The organism is Blattabacterium cuenoti (assembly GCF_014251255.1).
Lineage (GTDB): Bacteria > Bacteroidota > Bacteroidia > Flavobacteriales > Blattabacteriaceae > Blattabacterium > Blattabacterium cuenoti_W.
Genome location: NZ_CP059182.1, coordinates 438,647 through 458,535, shown reverse-complemented (window position 1 = coordinate 458,535; position 19,889 = coordinate 438,647). Strand labels below are relative to the sequence as shown.

Annotated in this window: 22 protein-coding genes; 6 read left to right on the top strand and 16 right to left on the bottom strand. The window is 24.5% G+C overall.

Features of this window, described 5'->3' with window-relative positions; genetic code table 11:
• Window positions 1-12: 12 nt before the first annotated feature.
• The 5 genes from H0H77_RS02220 to H0H77_RS02200 all read right to left on the bottom strand — a co-directional run bounded on the left by H0H77_RS02220 (window position 13) and on the right by H0H77_RS02200 (window position 5,189).
• The gene (locus H0H77_RS02220) at window positions 13-1,656 is read right to left on the bottom strand and encodes a DEAD/DEAH box helicase (protein WP_185851447.1); all 1,644 of its coding nucleotides are present in this window, start codon (window positions 1,654-1,656) and stop codon (window positions 13-15) included.
• Between the two features lie 13 nt (window positions 1,657-1,669).
• On the bottom strand, window positions 1,670-2,920 hold the full coding sequence (locus H0H77_RS02215) for an MATE family efflux transporter (protein WP_238783818.1): 1,251 nt from the start codon (window positions 2,918-2,920) through the stop codon (window positions 1,670-1,672).
• Window positions 2,921-3,135: 215 nt separating this feature from the next.
• A complete protein-coding gene (gene gcvT, locus H0H77_RS02210; protein WP_185851445.1) occupies window positions 3,136-4,239 on the bottom strand; it encodes a glycine cleavage system aminomethyltransferase GcvT in 1,104 nt (367 codons plus the stop codon).
• A complete protein-coding gene (locus H0H77_RS02205) occupies window positions 4,229-4,636 on the bottom strand; it encodes a 6-pyruvoyl trahydropterin synthase family protein (protein WP_185851870.1) in 408 nt (135 codons plus the stop codon). Before H0H77_RS02205 ends, gcvT begins: the two co-directional genes overlap by 11 nt.
• A gap of 25 nt (window positions 4,637-4,661) precedes the next feature.
• Window positions 4,662-5,189, bottom strand: a complete 528-nt coding sequence (locus H0H77_RS02200; protein WP_185851444.1) for an isopentenyl-diphosphate Delta-isomerase — start codon at window positions 5,187-5,189, stop codon at window positions 4,662-4,664.
• A 175-nt stretch (window positions 5,190-5,364) separates the two neighbouring features.
• Here H0H77_RS02200 and H0H77_RS02195 point away from each other — a divergent pair, with 175 nt between their 5' ends.
• Both H0H77_RS02195 and H0H77_RS02190 read left to right on the top strand, forming a co-directional pair.
• Window positions 5,365-5,778 carry a PaaI family thioesterase gene (locus H0H77_RS02195; RefSeq protein ID WP_238783783.1) on the top strand — a complete coding sequence of 138 codons (414 nt, stop codon included), beginning with the start codon at window positions 5,365-5,367 and terminating at the stop codon, window positions 5,776-5,778.
• Complete coding sequence (locus H0H77_RS02190; RefSeq protein ID WP_185851442.1) at window positions 5,775-6,848, top strand: chorismate-binding protein; 1,074 nt, start codon at window positions 5,775-5,777, stop codon at window positions 6,846-6,848. The genes H0H77_RS02195 and H0H77_RS02190 overlap by 4 nt, the downstream gene beginning before the upstream one ends.
• Here the strand turns inward: H0H77_RS02190 and H0H77_RS02185 are convergent.
• Entirely contained in the window at window positions 6,827-8,110 is a 1,284-nt protein-coding gene (locus tag H0H77_RS02185; protein ID WP_185851441.1) for an NAD(P)/FAD-dependent oxidoreductase, read from the bottom strand. The two genes, H0H77_RS02190 and H0H77_RS02185, sit on opposite strands and share 22 nt — an antisense overlap.
• A gap of 119 nt (window positions 8,111-8,229) precedes the next feature.
• Between H0H77_RS02185 and H0H77_RS02180 the strand changes: the two genes are divergently transcribed.
• Window positions 8,230-8,925: a zinc metallopeptidase gene (locus tag H0H77_RS02180; RefSeq protein ID WP_185851440.1), complete on the top strand. Its 696-nt coding sequence runs from the start codon at window positions 8,230-8,232 to the stop codon at window positions 8,923-8,925.
• A gap of 2 nt (window positions 8,926-8,927) precedes the next feature.
• Here the strand turns inward: H0H77_RS02180 and H0H77_RS02175 are convergent, their stop codons facing one another.
• From H0H77_RS02175 to nusB, 4 genes are read right to left on the bottom strand one after another with little or no spacing between them, the layout of a single operon-like run.
• Window positions 8,928-9,044 carry a 30S ribosomal protein THX gene (locus H0H77_RS02175; RefSeq protein ID WP_185851439.1) on the bottom strand — a complete coding sequence of 39 codons (117 nt, stop codon included), beginning with the start codon at window positions 9,042-9,044 and terminating at the stop codon, window positions 8,928-8,930.
• On the bottom strand, window positions 9,031-9,651 hold the full coding sequence (coaE, locus tag H0H77_RS02170; RefSeq protein WP_185851438.1) for a dephospho-CoA kinase: 621 nt from the start codon (window positions 9,649-9,651) through the stop codon (window positions 9,031-9,033). Before coaE ends, H0H77_RS02175 begins: the two co-directional genes overlap by 14 nt.
• Before the next feature lie 11 nt (window positions 9,652-9,662).
• Window positions 9,663-10,055 carry a preprotein translocase subunit YajC gene (gene yajC / locus H0H77_RS02165; protein ID WP_185851437.1) on the bottom strand — a complete coding sequence of 131 codons (393 nt, stop codon included), beginning with the start codon at window positions 10,053-10,055 and terminating at the stop codon, window positions 9,663-9,665.
• Window positions 10,056-10,107: 52 nt separating this feature from the next.
• Window positions 10,108-11,028 (bottom strand): transcription antitermination factor NusB, encoded by a 921-nt coding sequence (gene nusB, locus H0H77_RS02160; protein WP_185851869.1) that lies wholly within the window; start codon window positions 11,026-11,028, stop codon window positions 10,108-10,110.
• A gap of 76 nt (window positions 11,029-11,104) precedes the next feature.
• On the opposite strand from nusB, the gene H0H77_RS02155 reads away from it, so the two are divergent.
• From H0H77_RS02155 to H0H77_RS02145, 3 genes are all read left to right on the top strand, one after another.
• Window positions 11,105-12,853 carry an ABC transporter ATP-binding protein gene (locus H0H77_RS02155; RefSeq protein WP_185851436.1) on the top strand — a complete coding sequence of 583 codons (1,749 nt, stop codon included), beginning with the start codon at window positions 11,105-11,107 and terminating at the stop codon, window positions 12,851-12,853.
• A gap of 101 nt (window positions 12,854-12,954) precedes the next feature.
• The gene (locus H0H77_RS02150) at window positions 12,955-13,350 is read left to right on the top strand and encodes a DUF3276 family protein (RefSeq protein WP_185851435.1); all 396 of its coding nucleotides are present in this window, start codon (window positions 12,955-12,957) and stop codon (window positions 13,348-13,350) included.
• A 114-nt stretch (window positions 13,351-13,464) separates the two neighbouring features.
• Window positions 13,465-13,944, top strand: a complete 480-nt coding sequence (locus H0H77_RS02145) for a KdsC family phosphatase (protein WP_238783782.1) — start codon at window positions 13,465-13,467, stop codon at window positions 13,942-13,944.
• Between the two features lie 96 nt (window positions 13,945-14,040).
• Here H0H77_RS02145 and groL read toward each other — a convergent pair whose 3' ends face one another.
• The 6 genes from groL to miaB all read right to left on the bottom strand — a co-directional run bounded on the left by groL (window position 14,041) and on the right by miaB (window position 19,856).
• The gene (groL, locus tag H0H77_RS02140) at window positions 14,041-15,681 is read right to left on the bottom strand and encodes a chaperonin GroEL (protein WP_185851433.1); all 1,641 of its coding nucleotides are present in this window, start codon (window positions 15,679-15,681) and stop codon (window positions 14,041-14,043) included.
• Between the two features lie 123 nt (window positions 15,682-15,804).
• Complete coding sequence (locus H0H77_RS02135) at window positions 15,805-16,083, bottom strand: co-chaperone GroES (protein WP_185851432.1); 279 nt, start codon at window positions 16,081-16,083, stop codon at window positions 15,805-15,807.
• A 119-nt stretch (window positions 16,084-16,202) separates the two neighbouring features.
• Entirely contained in the window at window positions 16,203-16,448 is a 246-nt protein-coding gene (gene secG / locus H0H77_RS02130; RefSeq protein WP_317168002.1) for a preprotein translocase subunit SecG, read from the bottom strand.
• 53 nt (window positions 16,449-16,501) lie between these two features.
• The gene (locus H0H77_RS02125; protein ID WP_185851431.1) at window positions 16,502-17,095 is read right to left on the bottom strand and encodes a hypothetical protein; all 594 of its coding nucleotides are present in this window, start codon (window positions 17,093-17,095) and stop codon (window positions 16,502-16,504) included.
• Window positions 17,085-18,359, bottom strand: a complete 1,275-nt coding sequence (locus tag H0H77_RS02120) for a sigma 54-interacting transcriptional regulator (protein ID WP_185851867.1) — start codon at window positions 18,357-18,359, stop codon at window positions 17,085-17,087. Before H0H77_RS02120 ends, H0H77_RS02125 begins: the two co-directional genes overlap by 11 nt.
• Window positions 18,360-18,419: 60 nt before the next feature.
• Window positions 18,420-19,856, bottom strand: coding sequence for a tRNA (N6-isopentenyl adenosine(37)-C2)-methylthiotransferase MiaB (gene miaB / locus H0H77_RS02115; protein ID WP_185851430.1), 1,437 nt, complete (start codon window positions 19,854-19,856; stop codon window positions 18,420-18,422).
• Window positions 19,857-19,889: the final 33 nt, after the last annotated feature.

The following is a 19,889-nucleotide window of genomic DNA, read 5'->3' as shown; positions in this document are numbered from 1 at the left end:
AAATATAAAAATTTAATTTTTTATTTCTATGGAAAGGGGTCTTCCATAAGAATGATTATTGATTCTATTCATTCCTGTTAATATTTTATTTTGATAACGTTTTTCAACTTCAAATAATGAAAAATTAGATAAAATTTCTATGTGTCCAATATTAATACGTGAATTATTAGTAGCTTTATTAATTAAATGGATCAATCCTAATTTTGTTAAATTATCTTTATATCCTATATTTAGGAATAGTTTAGAAAAAAATTCTTTTTTTTTTTTTCTTGATCTTAATTTTTTTTTTCTTTCTTTATAAAGAAAGTGATCTTCGTTAAGATCTTGATGAGAATTTTTTCTATAAAAAAAACGATTCATTTCTATCCATGAAAATCGTTTTATCAATTCTTCTTTGTTAATAGATTCTAATTTTTTTTGTATTGTTGGAAGAAATTTATCCATAATAGATGTCTTTTCCACGGATACTTTTTTAATTTTTTCTACAAAATGTAGGAGTTGTTTTTCACATATTTCTTTTCCAGTAGGAACCATAATTCTTTCAAAATTTTTTCCTATTTTTCTTTCAAATTCTTTCATATAATGAGTTTCTTTTGAATGAATAATGCAAACAGAAATTCCTGTATTTCCAGCTCTTCCTGTCCGACCGCTTCTATGAACATAAATTTCACTTTCATTTGGTATGTTATAATGAATAACATGAGTTATATCATTGATATCTATTCCACGAGAAGCAACATCTGTTGCTACAAGAAATTGTAAACATTTTTTTCTAAATCGATTCATAACAAATTCTCTTTGAGATTGTGATAAATCTCCATTAATAGCATCTGCATTATATCCATCTTGAATTAAAAAATTTGCTATTTTTTTTGTTTCTTTTTTTGTTTTGCAAAATATAATTCCATAAATATCTGGATTTATATCTAGAATTCTTTTTAAAACAGAATATTTATTTTTTTTATTATTTACTATATAATAAATATGATGAACATCATCAGAACCCACATTTTTTTTTCCTGCAATAATTTCTATAGGATCTATTAAATAAGTATACGCAATTTTACTCATGTATTTTGACATTGTCGCAGAAAATAGAAGACTTTGTCTTTTTTTTGGTAATTTTTCTATAATAAAATCTAATTCTTCTTTAAATCCCATGTTTAGCATTTCATCTGCTTCATCAAGAATCAAATATTTAATATCAGATAGATGAAGTTTTTTTCTTTTAATTAAATCAATAATTCTCCCTGGAGTTCCAACAATAATATGAGTTTTCTTTTGAAGAGATTTAATTTGATTTTCTATATTTACTCCTCCATATAATGGAATGATTTTTATCAAGGATATATATTTTGAAAAACGACAAAGATCACGTGTAATTTGTATGCAAAGTTCTCTTGTAGGACATAAAATTAAAACTTGAGGATCCCTAAAATTTAAATTTATTTTTTGAATAATTGGTAATCCAAACGCTGCTGTTTTTCCTGTTCCTGTTTGAGATAAAGCAATTAAATCTTTTTTTTCTAATTCGTTTTTTTTTAACAAATATGGAATAATTTTTTTTTGTATGGGAGTTGGTCTTTTTAACCCAATATCTTCTAAAGCTTGAATAATTTTATTATTCAAATAATTATTTTCTTTAAATGTTTTCATAAAAAAAAATGGATCACTTATTTTTTTTGTTTATAAGTTTTTTAGTTATATTATGATATCTGAAAACCATTAGTACAGCGGATATAGTTAAACCAATTCCCAACCCAATCCAAACTCCTTGAGTTCCCATATTCAAATATAAAGAAAGAAAACATGCTATAGGTAATGCTATGATCCAATAAGAAAAAAAACTTATCCACATAGGGATTTTTACATCTTGCATTCCTCTTAAAGCCCCAATAATTATTCCTTGTATTCCATCTGGAAATTGAAAAATACTAGCTATTAGAATTATTTTTTTTGCTATGTGAATAACCTCACGATCATTTTTGATATACATATAGGGGATATAATCCCTAAAAAATAGGAATAAAGAACTACATATAAACATAAATATCATTCCCATAAAAATTACAGACCATCCTATTTTTCTTAATTCGTAATAATTTTTTAATGCATGCTGATTTCCTACTCTAATTGTAGCTGCAACAGAAAAACTTGTACATAATAGGAATGTAGATGAAATTAAATTAATAACTATTTGATGAGCCGAAAGTTCTTTGATTCCACATTTTCCTGAGATGAAAGAAGAAATAGAAAAAGCACTCATTTCAAATAACATATGTAATCCTGAAGGAATACCTATTTTTAGAATTTTTCTAAAATATTTTTTTTCAAAAAAAAATATTTTTATATGACTATAATAATCACGAACTTTTTTATGTTTAAATAATAACAAGTTAATTCCTATTAACATAGTTATACGGGAAATTAAAGTTGCATAAGCAACTCCTATAACACCTAATTTAGGAAATCCATAAAATCCATTTATAAAAAAATAATTCAATATTATATTAATAAATACCGATATCCAAGTAATAACAAGACCAGGAAAAACTAAAGATAATCCTTCTGAAAATTTTCTAAATACTTCAAAAACCATCCATGGAATAAAAGAAATAGCTGTTATTTTTAAAAAAGATGTAGTGTCATTTAATATTTCTTTAGGTTGTCCTAAATGTGGAAGAATATATAATAAAAAAATCCGTATGGATATGTACATAAAAATTGATAATAAAAAATTAATAATTATCCCATGATATAAAATAATAGCTCCTTTTTTATATTCATGTTTAGCATCCAATGATGCTATTATAGAAGAAATTGCTGTTGCTATTCCTAATCCGAATATGATTGTAATAAAAAAAACAGCATTGGATAATGAAACTGAAGCTAAAGCCTTTTTTCCTAAAAAACCAACCATCATGTTATCAGAAAATCCAACAAAAATTACTCCTAGTTGAGTGAAAAAAACAGGAATGGCTAATAAAAAATTTTTTTTAAAATGTTGTAAATATGTTTCAGACATTGACTTTTCTAATAGAAGAGAAAGAGAAGAGAAACATCTTAAGAATAAGAAGAATGATAGGAGTTTCTTTGTTGAAGAGAAAAAGGTTTCGTTTTTTTTTTAATTTGATATTAAATTTTTACAAAAGGTAATTTTACTATTCTAATGGGTATATTTTTTCCTCTTATTGAAACAAAATAAGAATTTTTTTCTGAATCATTTAGATATCCTAATCCGATTCCTTTTTTTAAAATTGGAGAAAAAGATCCAGAAGTTACATTTCCAACAACAAAATTATTTTTATCTTTCAGTAAAAATCCTTTTCTAGGAATTTTTCCTTTTTCTTCTATTACGAAAGATAGAAATTTTTTATATTTTCCTTCTTTTTTTTGTTCTTTCAATATTTCTCTTGCGATAAATTTTTTTTCTAATTTTGTAATCCAAGATAATCCAGCTTCTATAGGGGTAATACTTTCAGAAATATCTTGTCCGTACAACCGATATCCCATTTCTAATCTCAATGAATCTCTACTAGCGATTCCACAAGGAATCACTTTGAAAGAATTCGTTTTGATTTTTAAAATTTCATTCCAAATATTTTCTGCATATTTATTGTGAATGTAAAGCTCAAATCCTTTTGATCCTGTATATCCTGTCCTAGATATCAAAACTTCATCTACTCCTGCAAATTTTCCTATTACAAAATGATAGAAAGGAATTTTATCTAATGAAATATTCGTGAATTTTTGAATAGATTTCAAAGAATTTGGTCCTTGTATGGATAATATAGAATCTCTTTGAGAGAGATCCAAAAATTTTAAATTCTCTTTATTTTTTATATTTTTATAAATCCATTTTTTATTTTTTTCAATATTAGATGCGTTAACTATAAGTAAAAATTCTACTTCTGAAATTTTATAAATAATTAAATCATCTATAATTCCTCCTAAATGATTAACGAAACAAGAGTATTGAGCTTGTCCATATGTGATTTTACTTATGTCATTTGTTGTTAAATATTGAAGTAATTTTTGAGATTCTTTTCCTTTTAAAAGAAATTTTCCCATATGACTTACATCAAAAATTCCCACAGAATTTCTTACGGACATATGTTCTTTTAAAGAAGAGGTATATTGAAGAGGCATTAAGAATCCAGAATAAGGAGTCATTTTAGCTTTTAACTTAATATGACATTCATACAAAATTGTTTTTTTTAAATTAAAATTATCCTTCATATTGAACGAAATTATTGTCAGTTTCGTATAGAGTTATTTTTAAATTTAAGGAAGAAGATATTTTTTTATGAATTTTTTTCCATATAAAAATAGAAATATTTTCCGCTGTAGGATTTTTATGGGAAAATTCTTTAATATCTAAATTGATATTTTTGTGATCTAAAAGATCTTCTATTTCTTCGCAAAGAAGATTTTTTAATTTTTGTAAACTGAAAACAAATCCTGTTTCTGGATCAATTTCTCCTGTTAAACTAACAATATATTTATAATTATGTCCATGATAGTTTAGATAAGCACATTTTCCAAATTTTTCAATATTTTCCTGATAATTCCAGTGAGGATTGTAAAGTTTGTGTGCTGCACTAAAATATCCTTTTCTGCTGATGGTTGCTTTCATTTTCATTGGGATTTGGAAAAAATAATTAATTTATTTTGTTTAGATGATCTTTTATAATTATTTTTAACCAGATAGTATAAGAATCTGGAGAAATATTAATATCTTTGATGAGTTCTTTTAACGTTATCCATTTCCAATTATCTACTTCTTTGGAATTGATTATGGGAGGAAGAGAATAATATCCTACAAAAACATGATCTAATTCGTTCTCTATTAGTCCATTATTTAATAATTCATGATAAGTAAAATAGAATTTTTGTTCTAAAAAACAATCAAATCCCATCTCTTCTATTAAACAACGATGAGCAGCTGTTAAAACAGATTCATTTTTTCTAGGATGACTACAAGATGTATTGGTCCAAAGAAGAGAAGAATGATATTTTTTTGATGATCTTTTTTGCAACATTAACATGTTATTTTTTGTATTGAAAACAAAAACAGAAACCGCACTATGTAACAATCCTTCAATATGAATTTTTTCTTTATTCTCAAATCCAATAATTTGATTTTTTTTTCCTATCAAAGGAATGCGATTTTCTTTTTTTTTTATCATGATTTATGGATTTATGGCATGTGTGGATAATGTATTTAGTCAAATAATTAAGATAAACAAAATAAATGAAATTGAATCAATTTTATTAGTTCTTTTTCTTTAAAATTTATGTAAAAAAGCATAAATTTTAAATTATTTTTACAAATTTTTATTTCTTATTTGAATGAAAAGAAAAATGTTGAAAGAATTAAATAGATTGAGAAAAAACACATTGATGAATACCCTTCAAATAAAGTATATTTATGTGGGAACAAATTTTTTAGTTGCAAAAATGCCTGTTAATAAAAAGGTATTTCAACCTTTAGGATTTCTTCATGGAGGAGCCACAGTTGCATTGGCTGAGAGTGTTGGAAGTTTATTATCTACTTTAAATGTTAACAAAAATTTTTTTAATGTTTTCAACGTTGAAATTTCTGCGAATCATGTACGATTTGTTAAAGAAGGAATTATTTTTGCGAATGCAAAAATAATTCATAAAGGAAAAACTCTTCATTTGATTCAAATTAGAATTTTAAATGACAAAAAAAATCTTGTGAGTTTCTGTAAAATGACGAATATAATAATACCTAAAAAAAACATATATTTTTGAAACAAAAACAAATAACTTTTTTAAGTTTATATAGAAAAATAATTAAAAATTATTCAGATAGAAAAAGTTTTGTTCTTTTCAAAAAACCATACGAAAATAGAATTTTTTTCTATTCTCAAAATAAAAAAAATAATAAAAAAGAAAAATTCTTTTTAATTAGAAGTTTTGATCATAAGAATACTATAGAAATACATCCAAAAAAAATATATTTTATAAATATAAAGAATCTTCAGATTGAGACTAGTGATAGTCATGAAAAAAATAATGATTATGAAAATAATTCTTATGTTTTAACTTATTCACATAAATATAAAAATTTAATTAAAAAAGCTATTAGTTCTATAAAAAATGGATTTTTAAAAAAAGTAGTTGTTTCTAGATTCATAAAATTTTCATTTTGTCGTTTTTCTTTTAAAAGAACTTTTCAAAAATTGATTTTTTATTATCCTAATGCTTTTATTAGTCTTTGGTATGATTCTTATTATGGATTTTGGATAGGAGCATCTCCAGAATTACTCATCAAATCTTATGATAAAGAATTTAAAACTATTTCTCTAGCTGGTACAGTTTTTGGGAATAATAAAAAATGGACAAAAAAAGAACTGGAAGAACATAAAATAGTAACAGAGTATCTTGTAACTTTATTAAGAATATATTCCGGAAATATTTATGTAGGAAAAACAAGAATTATTAATATGGGACATTTATTTCATCTTCAAACTCCTATCAATTTTTCATTTTTCAATAAACCTAATTATTTTGAAATTTTAAAAAAAATACATCCAACTCCTTCTATATGTGGATTTCCTAAAAAAAAATCCTTAGATTTTATTAAAGAAAATGAAGAATATCAAAGAGGTTTTTATACAGGATATATTGGAACAGTTGATAATAACAATAATATAGAATTGTATCTTAATTTAAGATGTGCAAAGATTAATTTAGATAAAAAAGAAATATCATTATATGCCGGAAGTGGAATCACTAAACAAAGTATTGCAGATAAAGAATATTTAGAAACAGAAAATAAAATAAAAAATATTTTATCTCAATTAATTTTTTTTCTATGAAACGGTCTTATGATTAATCTTACACTTTTATGATAATGAAAATATTGAATGATCCAATTCATCAAAGCAATGACTCTATTTCTAAATCCAACTAAACTTATTAAATGAACAAACATCCATATGATCCATGCTAGAAACCCTTTTAATTTAAAATATGGAAAATCACATACTGCTTTGTTTCTTCCAATAGTTGCCATGGATCCTAAATTTTTATATTCAAAAGGTTTTATAGGTTTTTTCTCTGAAAAAAGATTTAAATTTTTTGCAAGACAATTTCCTTGTTGTATAGCTGGTTGTGCCGTCATAGGATAACCATTGGGGTAAGATGGATTTTTTATCATACAAGCAATATCGCCAATAGCGAAGATGTTTTTGTATCTAATTGCTTTTAGATAATCATCTACTAAAATTCTTTGACCTTTCATATCCTCTTTTAGAAATCCTTTTATGATTGCTCCTTTTACTCCTGCAGCCCATATTACATTAGAGGATTCTATCCTCTTATTTTTGTCTATAAAAACAATTTTTCCATTATAATCTTTTACTAAACAATCTAACCAAATAGTAACTCCTAATTCTTTTAAATTTTTAAAAGCTTGTTTTGCTGATTTTTCAGACATACCATCTAACAATCTAGTAGAAGCTTGTAATAAGTGTATATTCATTTGTTGAATGTCCAAATCAGGATAATCATTTGGTAAAACATATCTTTTCATTTCTGCTAAAGCTCCAGCTAGTTCTACTCCAGTTGGCCCGCCTCCAACAATAACAAAGGTCATAAGTCGTTCTTTTTCTTTTGAATCTTTAGTGAGTAAAGCAGATTCAAAATCTTGTAAAATAAGACTTCTCAAGTCTAATGCTTCCGGAATAGATTTCATGGGTAAAGCAAAAGATTCAATGTTTTTATTTCCAAAATAATTAGTTACAGAGCCTGTAGCCAGAATTAAATAGTCATAGGATAAAGATCCTACATTTGTGTATATTTTTTGTTTTTTTGTATCAATGTAATGAACGTATGCTAATCGAAAGAAGAAATTTTTTTTTTTTTTTATAATTGTTCTAATAGAATGTGCAATAGAATCTGGTTCCAAACCTGCTGTAGCTACTTGATATAACAAAGGTTGAAATGTATGATAATTGTTTTTATCTATAAGTATAACTTGAAATTTTTCTCTTTTTAATTTTTTTGCTACTTGTAAGCCAGCAAACCCAGCGCCAATAATAACAACTCTTTTTAGATTATTTACTGTTGGAATATTCATAGTCAAATATTTGACGTACAAATATCTTAATTTTTTTTAATTATTAAATTAATTATTATTTGATCATTATTTTATTTAAATTAAATAATGATTTTTTTGATAAAAAAAATTTTATTTAGATGAACTATTATTATTGGATTGTTTCTATTATTTTTTTTATTAGTGTTCTTGTTAGTAAAATCTTAAGAAATAAGTTCAGGTTTTATTCAGAATTGCAGATGAATATTCATATGAGTGGGAAAGAAGTAGCGGAAAAAATGTTATCTGATAATGGAATTTATGATGTAAATGTTCTTTCTGTAGAAGGAGAATTAACGGATTATTATGATCCTTTAAATAAAACTGTTAATTTAAGCGAAATAGTTTTTTACAGAAAAACTGTGGGAGCAATTGCAGTTGCAGCACATGAATGTGGACATGCTTTACAACATAAAGTAGGTTATAAAATGTTGAAGTTAAGAAATCAAATGGTTCCCATTTTAAATTTTAGTTCAAAATTAACTAATTTTACAATTATGTTTGGACTTGCAATTTTTTATAGTTCAGAAGGAGAAAATTCTTTTTTTCTTAAGTTAGGAATAGGATTATTTTCTTTAGCAGTTATTTTCTCTTTCATTACTCTTCCAATAGAATTTGATGCAAGTAAAAGAGCTTTGATTTGGTTAAAGAATAAAAATATAGTAAATTATCAAGAATACAATCAGGCAAAAGATTCTTTGAAATGGGCGGCTATGACATATGTTGTTTATGCCTTAGGAAGTTTATCGCAATTAATATATTTTATGTCTTTTCTTAATCATAAAAGAGATGAATAATATTAGTTTTTTTTCTTCTTTTTTTTATAATTTTTATAATTTTTTGGATTCGGACGAAGATTTCCATAAGTTTTATTTTTTATTTTTCCTCTTCTAGTTTTTTTGTCACCTTTTCCCATATTTTTTGATGATATTTTGAATATTCATAATTTTATTATGAATTCTTTCTGCTTCTTTTTGCAAAAAAGAAATATTTTGATTATTTCTTATAATAAGATCAGAATGTTTTTCTTTTTCTTTATCCGATATTTGATTTCTTATACGATCCATAATTTGGATTTCATTTAATTTATCTCTTTTTATTACTCTTTCAATTTTTTTTTTGGTAGGACTACTAATAGTAATAATTAAATCACATTTTTTATATGATCCACTTTCAAATAAGAGAGCAGATTCTTTTATGGAAAAAAGAGTTTTTTGATAAAAAAACCAATTTTTAAAATCTAAAAAAATAGATGGATAAACTATAGAACATAACAATTTTAATGCATTAGAATTTTTAAAAACTTTTTTAGATAAAAATGTTTTGTTTATTTTATTCTTTTTATAAGATTTTTTTCCAAAAAATTTAATAATATTTTCTTTTATGTTCTTTTTTTGATTCATCAAATATTTACTTCTTTTATCTGAAGAATAAACAGGAATTCCTTTTTCCTTAAAAAAGGAAGAAAATAAACTTTTTCCGGATCCCATTTGTCCAGTAATTCCTATTAATAAAGATTTCATTTCTGTACTTGTTATTTTTTTTCTTTTTCTATTATTTTTTTTTCTTTTTCTATTATTTTTTTTTCTTTTTCTATTATTTTTTTTTCTTTTTCTTTATTTTTTTTTACAAGGTCTCCATAACGTAATTGAGTTAATTCTTTAGAAACAGTATTTCTTTCTAATTTTATTTTTCCTATAATAGTTTCTAATACAAAAAAATTATTTGTTATTTCTATAATTTTTCCATGAATACCTGAACTTGTCACTATATAATTTCCTTTTTTTATATTTTCTTGAAATTTTTTTTCAATTTTTTGTTTTTTTATTTGAGGACGTATCATAAAGAAATAAAAAACTATAAAAATTAATGCAAACATCCAAAGAGTATTTATTATAGGATTTTGTTGGATTAGTATGAAAAACATAAATTTTTATTTATTTAATAAAAATAAAATTTAGTGAAAATGATAATAATAATTACATTAATCCTTTTCCTATTTTAAATATTTTATTTTTATTATATAATAATTTGAATACTTGATCTAATATCCCATTAATAAAAATTTTACTTTTTTCCATACAAAACATTTTTGCTATCTCTATGTATTCATTCATAGTTGCTTTTGGTGGTATATTGGGAAAATATAAAAATTCACAAATAGCCATTTGTAATATAATTAAATCTATCATAGATATTCTATGAATGTTCCAATTGTTGGAGATTCTATTTATTAAACTATTAAATTCTTTTTTGTGAGAAATAGTATTTCTATACAAATTAATAATAAATTTTTTATTTTCATTATTATTATAAATATTATATAATTGAAAATTTTTTGGAGTAGACAATTTTATGTATTGCAAAGTTTTGCAAACCATCGTATGTGCTATACATAAATCATATATTTCTATAGTATATTGTTCTTCAACGCATTCTTTTAATTTTTTGTTTGGAATCAAAAAACTTTGATAATATTTTATGATAAATATTTTATCATTTTCAAATGAAGAATTGGATTTTTCAACAAAATTTATAAAAAATTTTGATTTTTTTATTTCTTCTATAATAAAAAAAATATATTCATCTTTTTTTTTCCACAATATTTTTTCAGAATTATATTCTAATAAATGTTTATTATTAGACAATATTTTTATTACAGAATTGTAAGCTAGTTTTTGAGTAGGATCAAGATTTTTAGAAATTTTATTTTTTTTTATTTTTATGATAGCTCTATCTCTAATTTTTAATATTAAATAAAGAAGAGATATATACAAATTATGTAATTCTTCAATACTTTTTAACATGTTTTCTTCTACTTTTTTAGAATTCATTTTAGATAAGTATTGAGCATATAAAAATTGTAAACTTTTTATTCTGAAATGTCGTCTTATTAACATTATTTTTTTTATGAATTTTTTCTTCACAATGTAAATAAAATATCAAACTTAAAAAGTTTGTACTTTTGTGTTCCGTATGTGTGGTTTATTTGCTTTTAGCAAAAAATATTTTAAGAAATATAAGTTTCGTTTGTTCAGAGGATTTATATTAATTTTAGTATCAAATATTTTAACTTTACTTCCTATTCCTTATATAGGAAAATCTATTAATACAATAAAAAATATTTTTGTTTTTTTTTCTAAAAATCAATCTATATCATCTATATTTTTTAATAATTTAAAAACAGATATTTTCATTGATACAAGTATCATATTAATAGTTCCAATTATAGGTGGGGTAGTGAAATATCATATGCGACAGTGTATTATTACAACATCAAGAATGATAGAATTTGATATAAAAAATGAAATTTTTTCGCATTATCAAAAATTAAGTTTATCCTTTTATAAAAAAAATTCAACTGGAGATTTAATGAATAGAATTACTGAAGATGTTTCTTTTATTAGACAGTATATTGGTCCAGGAGTTATGTATTTTGTTAATCTTATAGTTTTGTTTTTTATGGTATTTGTACAAATGTTACGTTTAGATAAAACTTTGACCCTTTACGGAATATTACCTATTCCAGTTCTTTTTATTTCTATTTATTATATCAGTGTTTTTATCACTAGAAAAAGTGAAGAAGTTCAAAATTATCAATCTCTTATTTGTTCTTTTATACAAGAAACTTTTTCTGGAATTCAGATTATTAAATCATTTGTTTCTGAAATTTCTTTTCAAGAAAAACATAAGAATATTCTATTAAAATATAAAAAAAAAAATATTGAATTAGCAAAAATTGATATTTTTTTATCTTCTATAATAATATTTTTTGTTGGAATTAGTCATTTACTAATTATTTTTTTTGGAGGAAAAAAATTTTTTGAAGGAAAAATAAAAAATGTAGGGACTCTTGCTGAATTTTTTACCTATATAAATGTATTAGTTTTTCCGTTTATTATTTTAGGATGGGTTGTTTCTATTGTTGAAAGAGCAAAAGTATCACAAATACGTATAAATAAATTTTTACAAGAAATTCCTGAAATATTCAACAACAGTTTAATAAAAACTAAAATTTTTGGTAAAATTCAGTTTAAAAATGTTGGGTTTATTTATGATTCAAATTTGATAGTAAATAAAGATAGAATTAAAACTATAAGCGAAATTTCTTTTACTCTTCATAAAGGAAAAACTTTAATATTGACTGGAGAAACAGGATCAGGAAAAACTACTATAGGAAGATTAATAACTCGTTTATATGATCCAAATCAAGGAGAAATATTTGTTGACAATATATCTTTGAAATCTCATAATTTATACAATTTTAGAAATTGTATAGGATATGTTCCTCAAGAACCTTTTCTATTTTCAGATTCAATTTATAATAATATTGCTTTTGGAAGTATTGAAAAAGAAGTAGAATCATGTAAAGTTTATGATGCTGCTAGAAAAGCAATGATAGAAGATGAGATTCTTCATTTTAAAAATGGATATGAAACTATTATAGGAGAAAGAGGAATTACTTTATCAGGAGGTCAAAAACAAAGAATATGTATAGCAAGAGCTATTATAAGAAACCCTAGTATTCTTGTATTGGACGATAGTTTTTCTGCTATAGATCAAAATACTAGAAAATTAATAATTTGTTCTTTAAAAAAAAAGATGAAAAATACAACTATTATAATTATAACTCATGATTTATCTTATATCTCTGATTTTGATCTTGTTATTACTTTGAAAAATGGAAAGATATTTAAAATGGGAGATCGTAGTATTTTTTGTTAGAAAATTTAGAAATTTATTCTGAATTATTTTACTAAAAATAGTATGGACCATTTTTTTTATTTAGATTTGCTGAATTAGTATTAATTATAACACTGTTTGAAATGGAAGAAAAAGAAAAAGAAAATCTTAAAGAAAGAAATGAAATTTGTTCACGTACTCTAAAAACTGGAAGTCGAACATACTTTTTTGACGCGAGAGAAACGAGAGCAGGAGATTATTATTTAACTATTACTGAAAGTAAGAAAAATTTTTCTGAAACAGGAGAAATAACTTATAAAAAACACAAAATTTATTTGTATAAAGAAGATTTTTCTAAATTTCAAAGTATTCTTGATGATATGATTCGATTTATTATAAATGAAAAAGGAAGAGAAGTCATTTCAGAACGTCATCAAAAAGATTTTAAAAATCATACATTTCATCAAGAAATGAAAGATGTTCAAAAAAAAACATCAAAAATAAAAAATTTTACAAATATTAATTTTGAAGATATTTAGTTAATTGTAAAATTAATAATTTGTGTTATATGTTTATTCATTTTTTATACAAATGGATAGGAACGTTTACAAATGAAATGTAATGGGTTTATGGACAGTAGCTATAGAAACATAATGAATGATATTAATACTTTTATATTTGATGTAGATGGAGTGTTAACTAATTGTAGTTTAAATTTATTTCCTGACGGAAACATGGTTCGTCAAATGTTTGCTAAAGATGGATATGCAATGCAATTAGCAAAAAAAAAAGGATATAATTTGTGTATTATAACGAGAGGATCAGATTTGATGGTATTTAGGCGTTTAAGAAGACTTGATATTCGTTATATTTATCAAGGAGTTGATAATAAAAAAAAATATTTGGATGAGTATTGTAATATATTAAATATTACTAAGAAAAAAATTCTTTATATGGGAGATGATATTCCAGATATTGAAATTATGAAGTCTGTAGCTTTGCCATGTTCTCCAATAGATGCTGTTCAAGAAGTAAAAGAAATATCTAAATATATTTCTCCAAAAGAAGGTGGAAAAGGTTGTGTAAGAGATGTAATAGAACAAACTTTGAAAGTTCAAAGAAATTGGTTATAAAAATGGTTATAAAAAAATAGTGTCTCTAAAAAAAGACACTATTTTTTTTATAATCAGATTATTAGGTAGATAACTTTTTTTCTTATCAGTCTAAGTCTACATCATTCCTCCCATTCCACCACCGCCAGCTCCAGGCATTGGAGGTGTGTTTGGTTCTTCTTTTTTGATCTCTGTTACAACACATTCAGTTGTTAATAACATACCTGATACTGACGCAGCATTTTCTAATGCAACTCGAGCAACTTTAGTAGGATCTATAATTCCTTCTACAATCATATTTTTATATTCTCCAATTTTAGCATCATAACCAAAGTCTCCTTTTCCTTCAGCGACTTTAGAAACAACAACAGATCCTTCTCCTCCAGCATTAGCTACTATTTGACGTAGAGGTTCTTCTAAAGATCTTCTAACTATTTGTATACCAGTATCTTGATCTGAATTGTCTCCACTAATATTATCTAATGATTTTATAGCACGTACCAAAGCAACTCCACCTCCTGCTACAATTCCTTCTTCTACAGCAGCACGAGTAGCATTTAATGCATCATCTACACGATCTTTTTTTTCTTTCATTTCTACTTCTGAAGCAGCACCTACATAAAGAACAGCTACTCCACCAGCCAATTTAGCAAGACGTTCTTGCAATTTTTCTTTATCATAATCAGATGTAGTAGATTCTATTTGAGCTTTTATTTGCTCAACTCTAGCTCTTATTTCTTTTTTACTTCCACCTCCATTCACAATAGTAGTATTATCTTTATCAATAATAACTCTTTCTGCTTTTCCAAGCATATTTAGTTTAACATCTTCCAATTTACTTCCCGTTTCATCAGAAATAACAGTTCCTCCTGTTAGAATAGCAATGTCTTCTAGCATTGCTTTTCTTCTATCTCCAAATCCGGGAGCTTTTATTGCTGCTACTTTTAATGTTCCACGTATTTTATTGACAACTAATGTTGCCAATGCCTCTCCTTCTACTTCTTCAGAAATGATAAGCAAAGGTTTTCCAGATTGTGCTACAGGTTCTAATATGGGAAGAAGATCTTTCATTGCAGCAATTTTCTTATCTGATAATAGAATTTGTGGTTGATCAAATTCCGTTATCATTTTTTCAGTATTTGTCACAAAGTAGGGAGATTGATACCCTCTATCAAACTGCATTCCTTCTACGACATCTACAGATGTATCTGTTCCTTTCGCTTCTTCTACAGTAATAACTCCTTCTTTTCCTACTTTTTCAAAAGCATCCGCTATTAATGCTCCAGTTTTTTCATCATTATTTGCAGATATAGAAGCTACTTGTTTTATTTTTTCTGTATTTCCTCCTACTTCTCTAGATTGTTTTCTCAAATCTAAGATAACAACTTCTAATGCTTTATCTATTCCTCTTTTTAAATCCATTGGATTTGCTCCAGCTGCTACATTTTTTAATCCCTCTCTTACAATAGCTTGAGCTAATACCGTAGCAGTAGTTGTTCCATCCCCTGCGACATCATTTGTTTTAGAAGCTACTTCTTTAACCATTTGAGCTCCAAGATTTTCTATGGAATCTTCTAATTCAATTTCTTTTGCGACAGAAACTCCATCTTTAGTAACTTGTGGTCCACCAAAAGATTTTTGAAGAACTACGTTTCTACCTTTTGGTCCCAAAGTAACTTTAACAGCATTTGCTAATGCATCTACACCTTTTTTTAATTTGTCTCTTGCTTCAATATCAAATTTAATATCTTTTGCCATAATTTTTTAGATTTTTTAAAGTTATCTTATTAATCTTAACATTATAATCTTTACTTAAGATCTTTATCCTTAATTAACAAAATAATTTTATTCTATAATGATGATGATTCTTGTGATGTGACATTATATGATTGCAATTACATCAGATTCTCTCATGATTAAATATTCTTCTCCTTCCCATTTTAATTCAGTCCCTGAATATTTTCCATATAAAACTCTATCTCCTTTTTTCAGAACCATAGGTTCATTTTTTTTTCCATTTCCAACAGCTATTATAGTTCCTTTTTGTGGTTTCTCTTTTGCTGTATCAGGAATAATAATTCCTGAAGCTGTTTTTGTTTCAGCAGGATCTGGTTGTACAAGAACACGATCTGCCAAAGGTTTAATCTTAACTTCCACCATATTTAAAATAATTTTTAAGGTTAACTATACTAATCATTCATAGCCAAAAACATGCCAAACAAAAAATATTTAGATTTTACATAATTTTGAAAACATATTTGAATGACATTATGACATATTTATTTTTTTAATTTTAACAAAAAATTGAAAAACAAAGTTAAAAAAACTATGAAAATAGATAATATCCAAGTAATTCTTTCCAAAAAAGTATTTGTTCTTTTTATTCCAAAAAATCTAAAATTTTTTTCCATAAAAGATTGAGAAATACTTTCTTTTTTAGGATTTTGAATTAAAATTACTACAATAAGAAGAATACACATTAAAATGATTAAAAATCCAAACATTGTTGAATATATATGTTTCATATTTTTTATTGTTAAAATTGTTAATTTTAATTAATTCATTAAATATGAATGTGTCATAATTCAAAATACTCCATTTCATTTTCATTATCATCTTCATTCTTATCATCATCATATAAGTTCACTTTTTCCCCATCATCATTTTCTTTACTATTTATATCCATTACTTCAATTGTTTTTTTATACAATTGATCAACTAAATTCACTACAATCTTATTTCTTATTGGACCTTCATTCAAAGCATCTTTTTCTTCGTGAAAATTTTCTATAATTTCAAAATCCTCTTTCCAATTATTTTTTGAATTTCGTATATCTTTACAATAAGCTTGAACTATTATTTTAATTTTTTGATTTTTTCCATCTCCTTCTATAATAGAATAGTCTACAATTTTTCCTCCTATAACAATATCTCCTCCCTCTTTAAATGCTAAATTAAAAGGACCATGATCTATTATATAATTTTCAAACATTCTTTTAATATCATAAGAAATGTAACTTCCTGCTCCATGAAAAGGTAACTTAACAAGTTCTACAAATTCATTGATTTGTATTTTTTTTTTGTATTCATTTAGTTTAGAATAAAGAGGTTTGTAACAACTATTCAATAATAAAAATGAAATAATAAGAAAAAAAAGTCTTCTACAATCCATATTGTTTTATTTTTCTATATAATGTTCTTTCTGAAATTCCTAATTCTTTTGCAGTCATTTTTCTTTTTCCACTATTTTTTATCAAAGCCTTTTGAATAAATTCTATTTCTTTCTTTTGTAAAGAAAAATTAGAATTTTTTTTATTTTTAGATGTATTGTGATCATCTTCTTCTATTTCTTCAAAATCTAAATCATTGTTATTATGAGTGGATAATTTTGAAGAATCTTCTAGAAAAAGAGAGTCATCTGAATCTGAATGATGAATCATTTTTCCGAATACTTTTTCCATAAGTTGTTGATTATTTTCTATAAAATTAGTATTTTTATTGTTTTTTATCAATTGTAATGTTAAAATTTTTAAGTCATTAAAGTTTTTTTGCATATCAAATAAAACTTTATAAACCAAATCTTTTTCATTAGAAAAATTTTTAAAAAAATATTCGTTATTTATTGTTGAATGATGAAAAGATAACGAAGGAATATTTTCTGGAATATACTCTTTTAGTTTTTCCACAGAAATTTCTCGTTTTGTTTCTACTACAGATATTTGTTCTACAAGATTTTTTAATTGCCTTATATTTCCTGGCCAAGAATAATTTTCCAAATATTTCATAGATTCTTCAGTAAATTTTATGGATGGCATTTGATATTTTTCAGAAAAATCATTTGAAAATTTTTTCAATAATAATTGAATATCATTTTTCCTACACCTTAAAGGTGGAACAATAATTTGTACTGTGTTAAGACGATAATACAAATCTTCTCTAAATTTTCCTTTTTGAATAGAATCCGACATACTTGAATTAGTGGCAGATACTACTCGAAAATTTGTTTTTTGTACTTGAGAAGCCCCTACTTTTATAAATTCTCCTGATTCTAAAATACGAAGAAGACGTACTTGTGTTGTTAAAGGAAGTTCTCCTACTTCATCCAAAAAAATTGTTCCTCCGTTTGCTACTTCAAAATAACCTTTTCTCATACTTGTAGCTCCTGTAAAAGAACCTTTTTCATGTCCAAATAATTCACTATCAATTGTTCCTTCTGGAAGAGCTCCACAATTTACAGTAATATAAGAACAATGTTTTCTGTGAGAAAAAGAATGAATAATTTTTGGAATAAATTCTTTTCCAACTCCATTTTCTCCAAGAATCAATACTGAAATATCAGTTGGAGCAATTTGAATTGCTTTTTCTAAAGCTCTATTCAAAGCAGAATCATTTCCAATAATATTAAATTTTTGTTTTATCTTATGGATAGATTCCATGGATATGGAAATTATTTTCTTGGACATAAGAAAGTTTAAAATATTTTTCTTTTTTCTTTGTTAAATTATATTTCCTATTAATGTTGCAGAAGTATAATTTGTTATTTTTAGATGAACTATATCTCCTATTTTTTTTTTATTAATCTTAGGAAATACTACTACAGTATTTTGAGTATTTCTTCCATACCAATCTTGATCTCTTTTTTTGGAAACTCCTTCTATTAAAACTTCTTGTATTTTTCCTATATATTCTTTCATATGAAAAATAGAATGATTTTTTTGTAAATCAATGATTTCTTTTAAACGTCTTTTTTTTATATATTCTGGAACATTATCTTTAAATTTTTTATATGCATAAGTTCCAGGTCTGTGAGAATAAGAAAACATATATCCATAATTATACTTAACATTGTTCATTAAACTAATAGTTTTTTGATGATCTTCTTCATTTTCATTACAAAATCCAGTCATAATATCGTGTGAAATAGAACATTGAGGGATTATGGATCTAATTTTTTTTATTAAAGATATATAACTTTCACAAGTATATTTTCTATTCATTAGTTTTAATATTTTATTACTTCCTGATTGAACTGGTAAATGAATATGTTTACATATATTTGAATGTTTTGATATTACTTTTATAACATTTTCAGACATATCATGAGGATTAGATGTAGAAAAACGAATTCTCATAAGAGGGATTTCTTTTGCTAACAAATCTAATAGCATAGAAAAGTCTATAAAGTTTTTGTTATTTCTAATTTTGTAAATTTGTTTTTTCAATAAATTACTTCCAACCCATAGATAAGAATCTACATTTTGACCTAAAAGAGTTACCTCTTTATATCCTTTGTCATATAATTTTTTACATTCTCTAAGAATGGAGTCAGGATCACTACTTCTTTCTCTTCCTCTCGTAAAAGGAACTACACAAAATGTACACATATTATCACATCCTCTTGTAATACTTATAAATGATGTTACTTTCTTTTCTTTATTTAATTGATATGGAGTTATATCTGCATAAGTTTCATTTATTTTTTGAGAGAGTATTTGTGAATATTCTTTTTTCTTTTTAACCAAAAAGATAATATCTGGTATTTTTCTATAAGAATCTGGAGGAATAACAAAATCTACAATATTCTCTTTGTCCAATTTTTTTATATGTTTTGATATGCATCCTAAAATTCCAAATAATGGAGGTTTTTTTTTTAATTTCAAATATTTTAGATTTTGTAATCTATATTTTAAAGTTAATTCTGCTTTTTTCCGAATAAAACAGGTATTTATGAGTATAATATTTGCTTCTTCTAAATTATTTGTAATAGAAAAATTTTTTTTCAACAAAAAAGAAGCTATAATTTCATTATCAGAAATATTCATCTGACACCCATAACTTTCTATATAAGTTTTTTGTAATTGTAATATTTCTTCCTTTTTATTCTTTTTCTTATTCTTATTATAAGAAAAATTATTGATATTATGATTATCCATAATTATATACACAATCTAATCTAAATATGTACT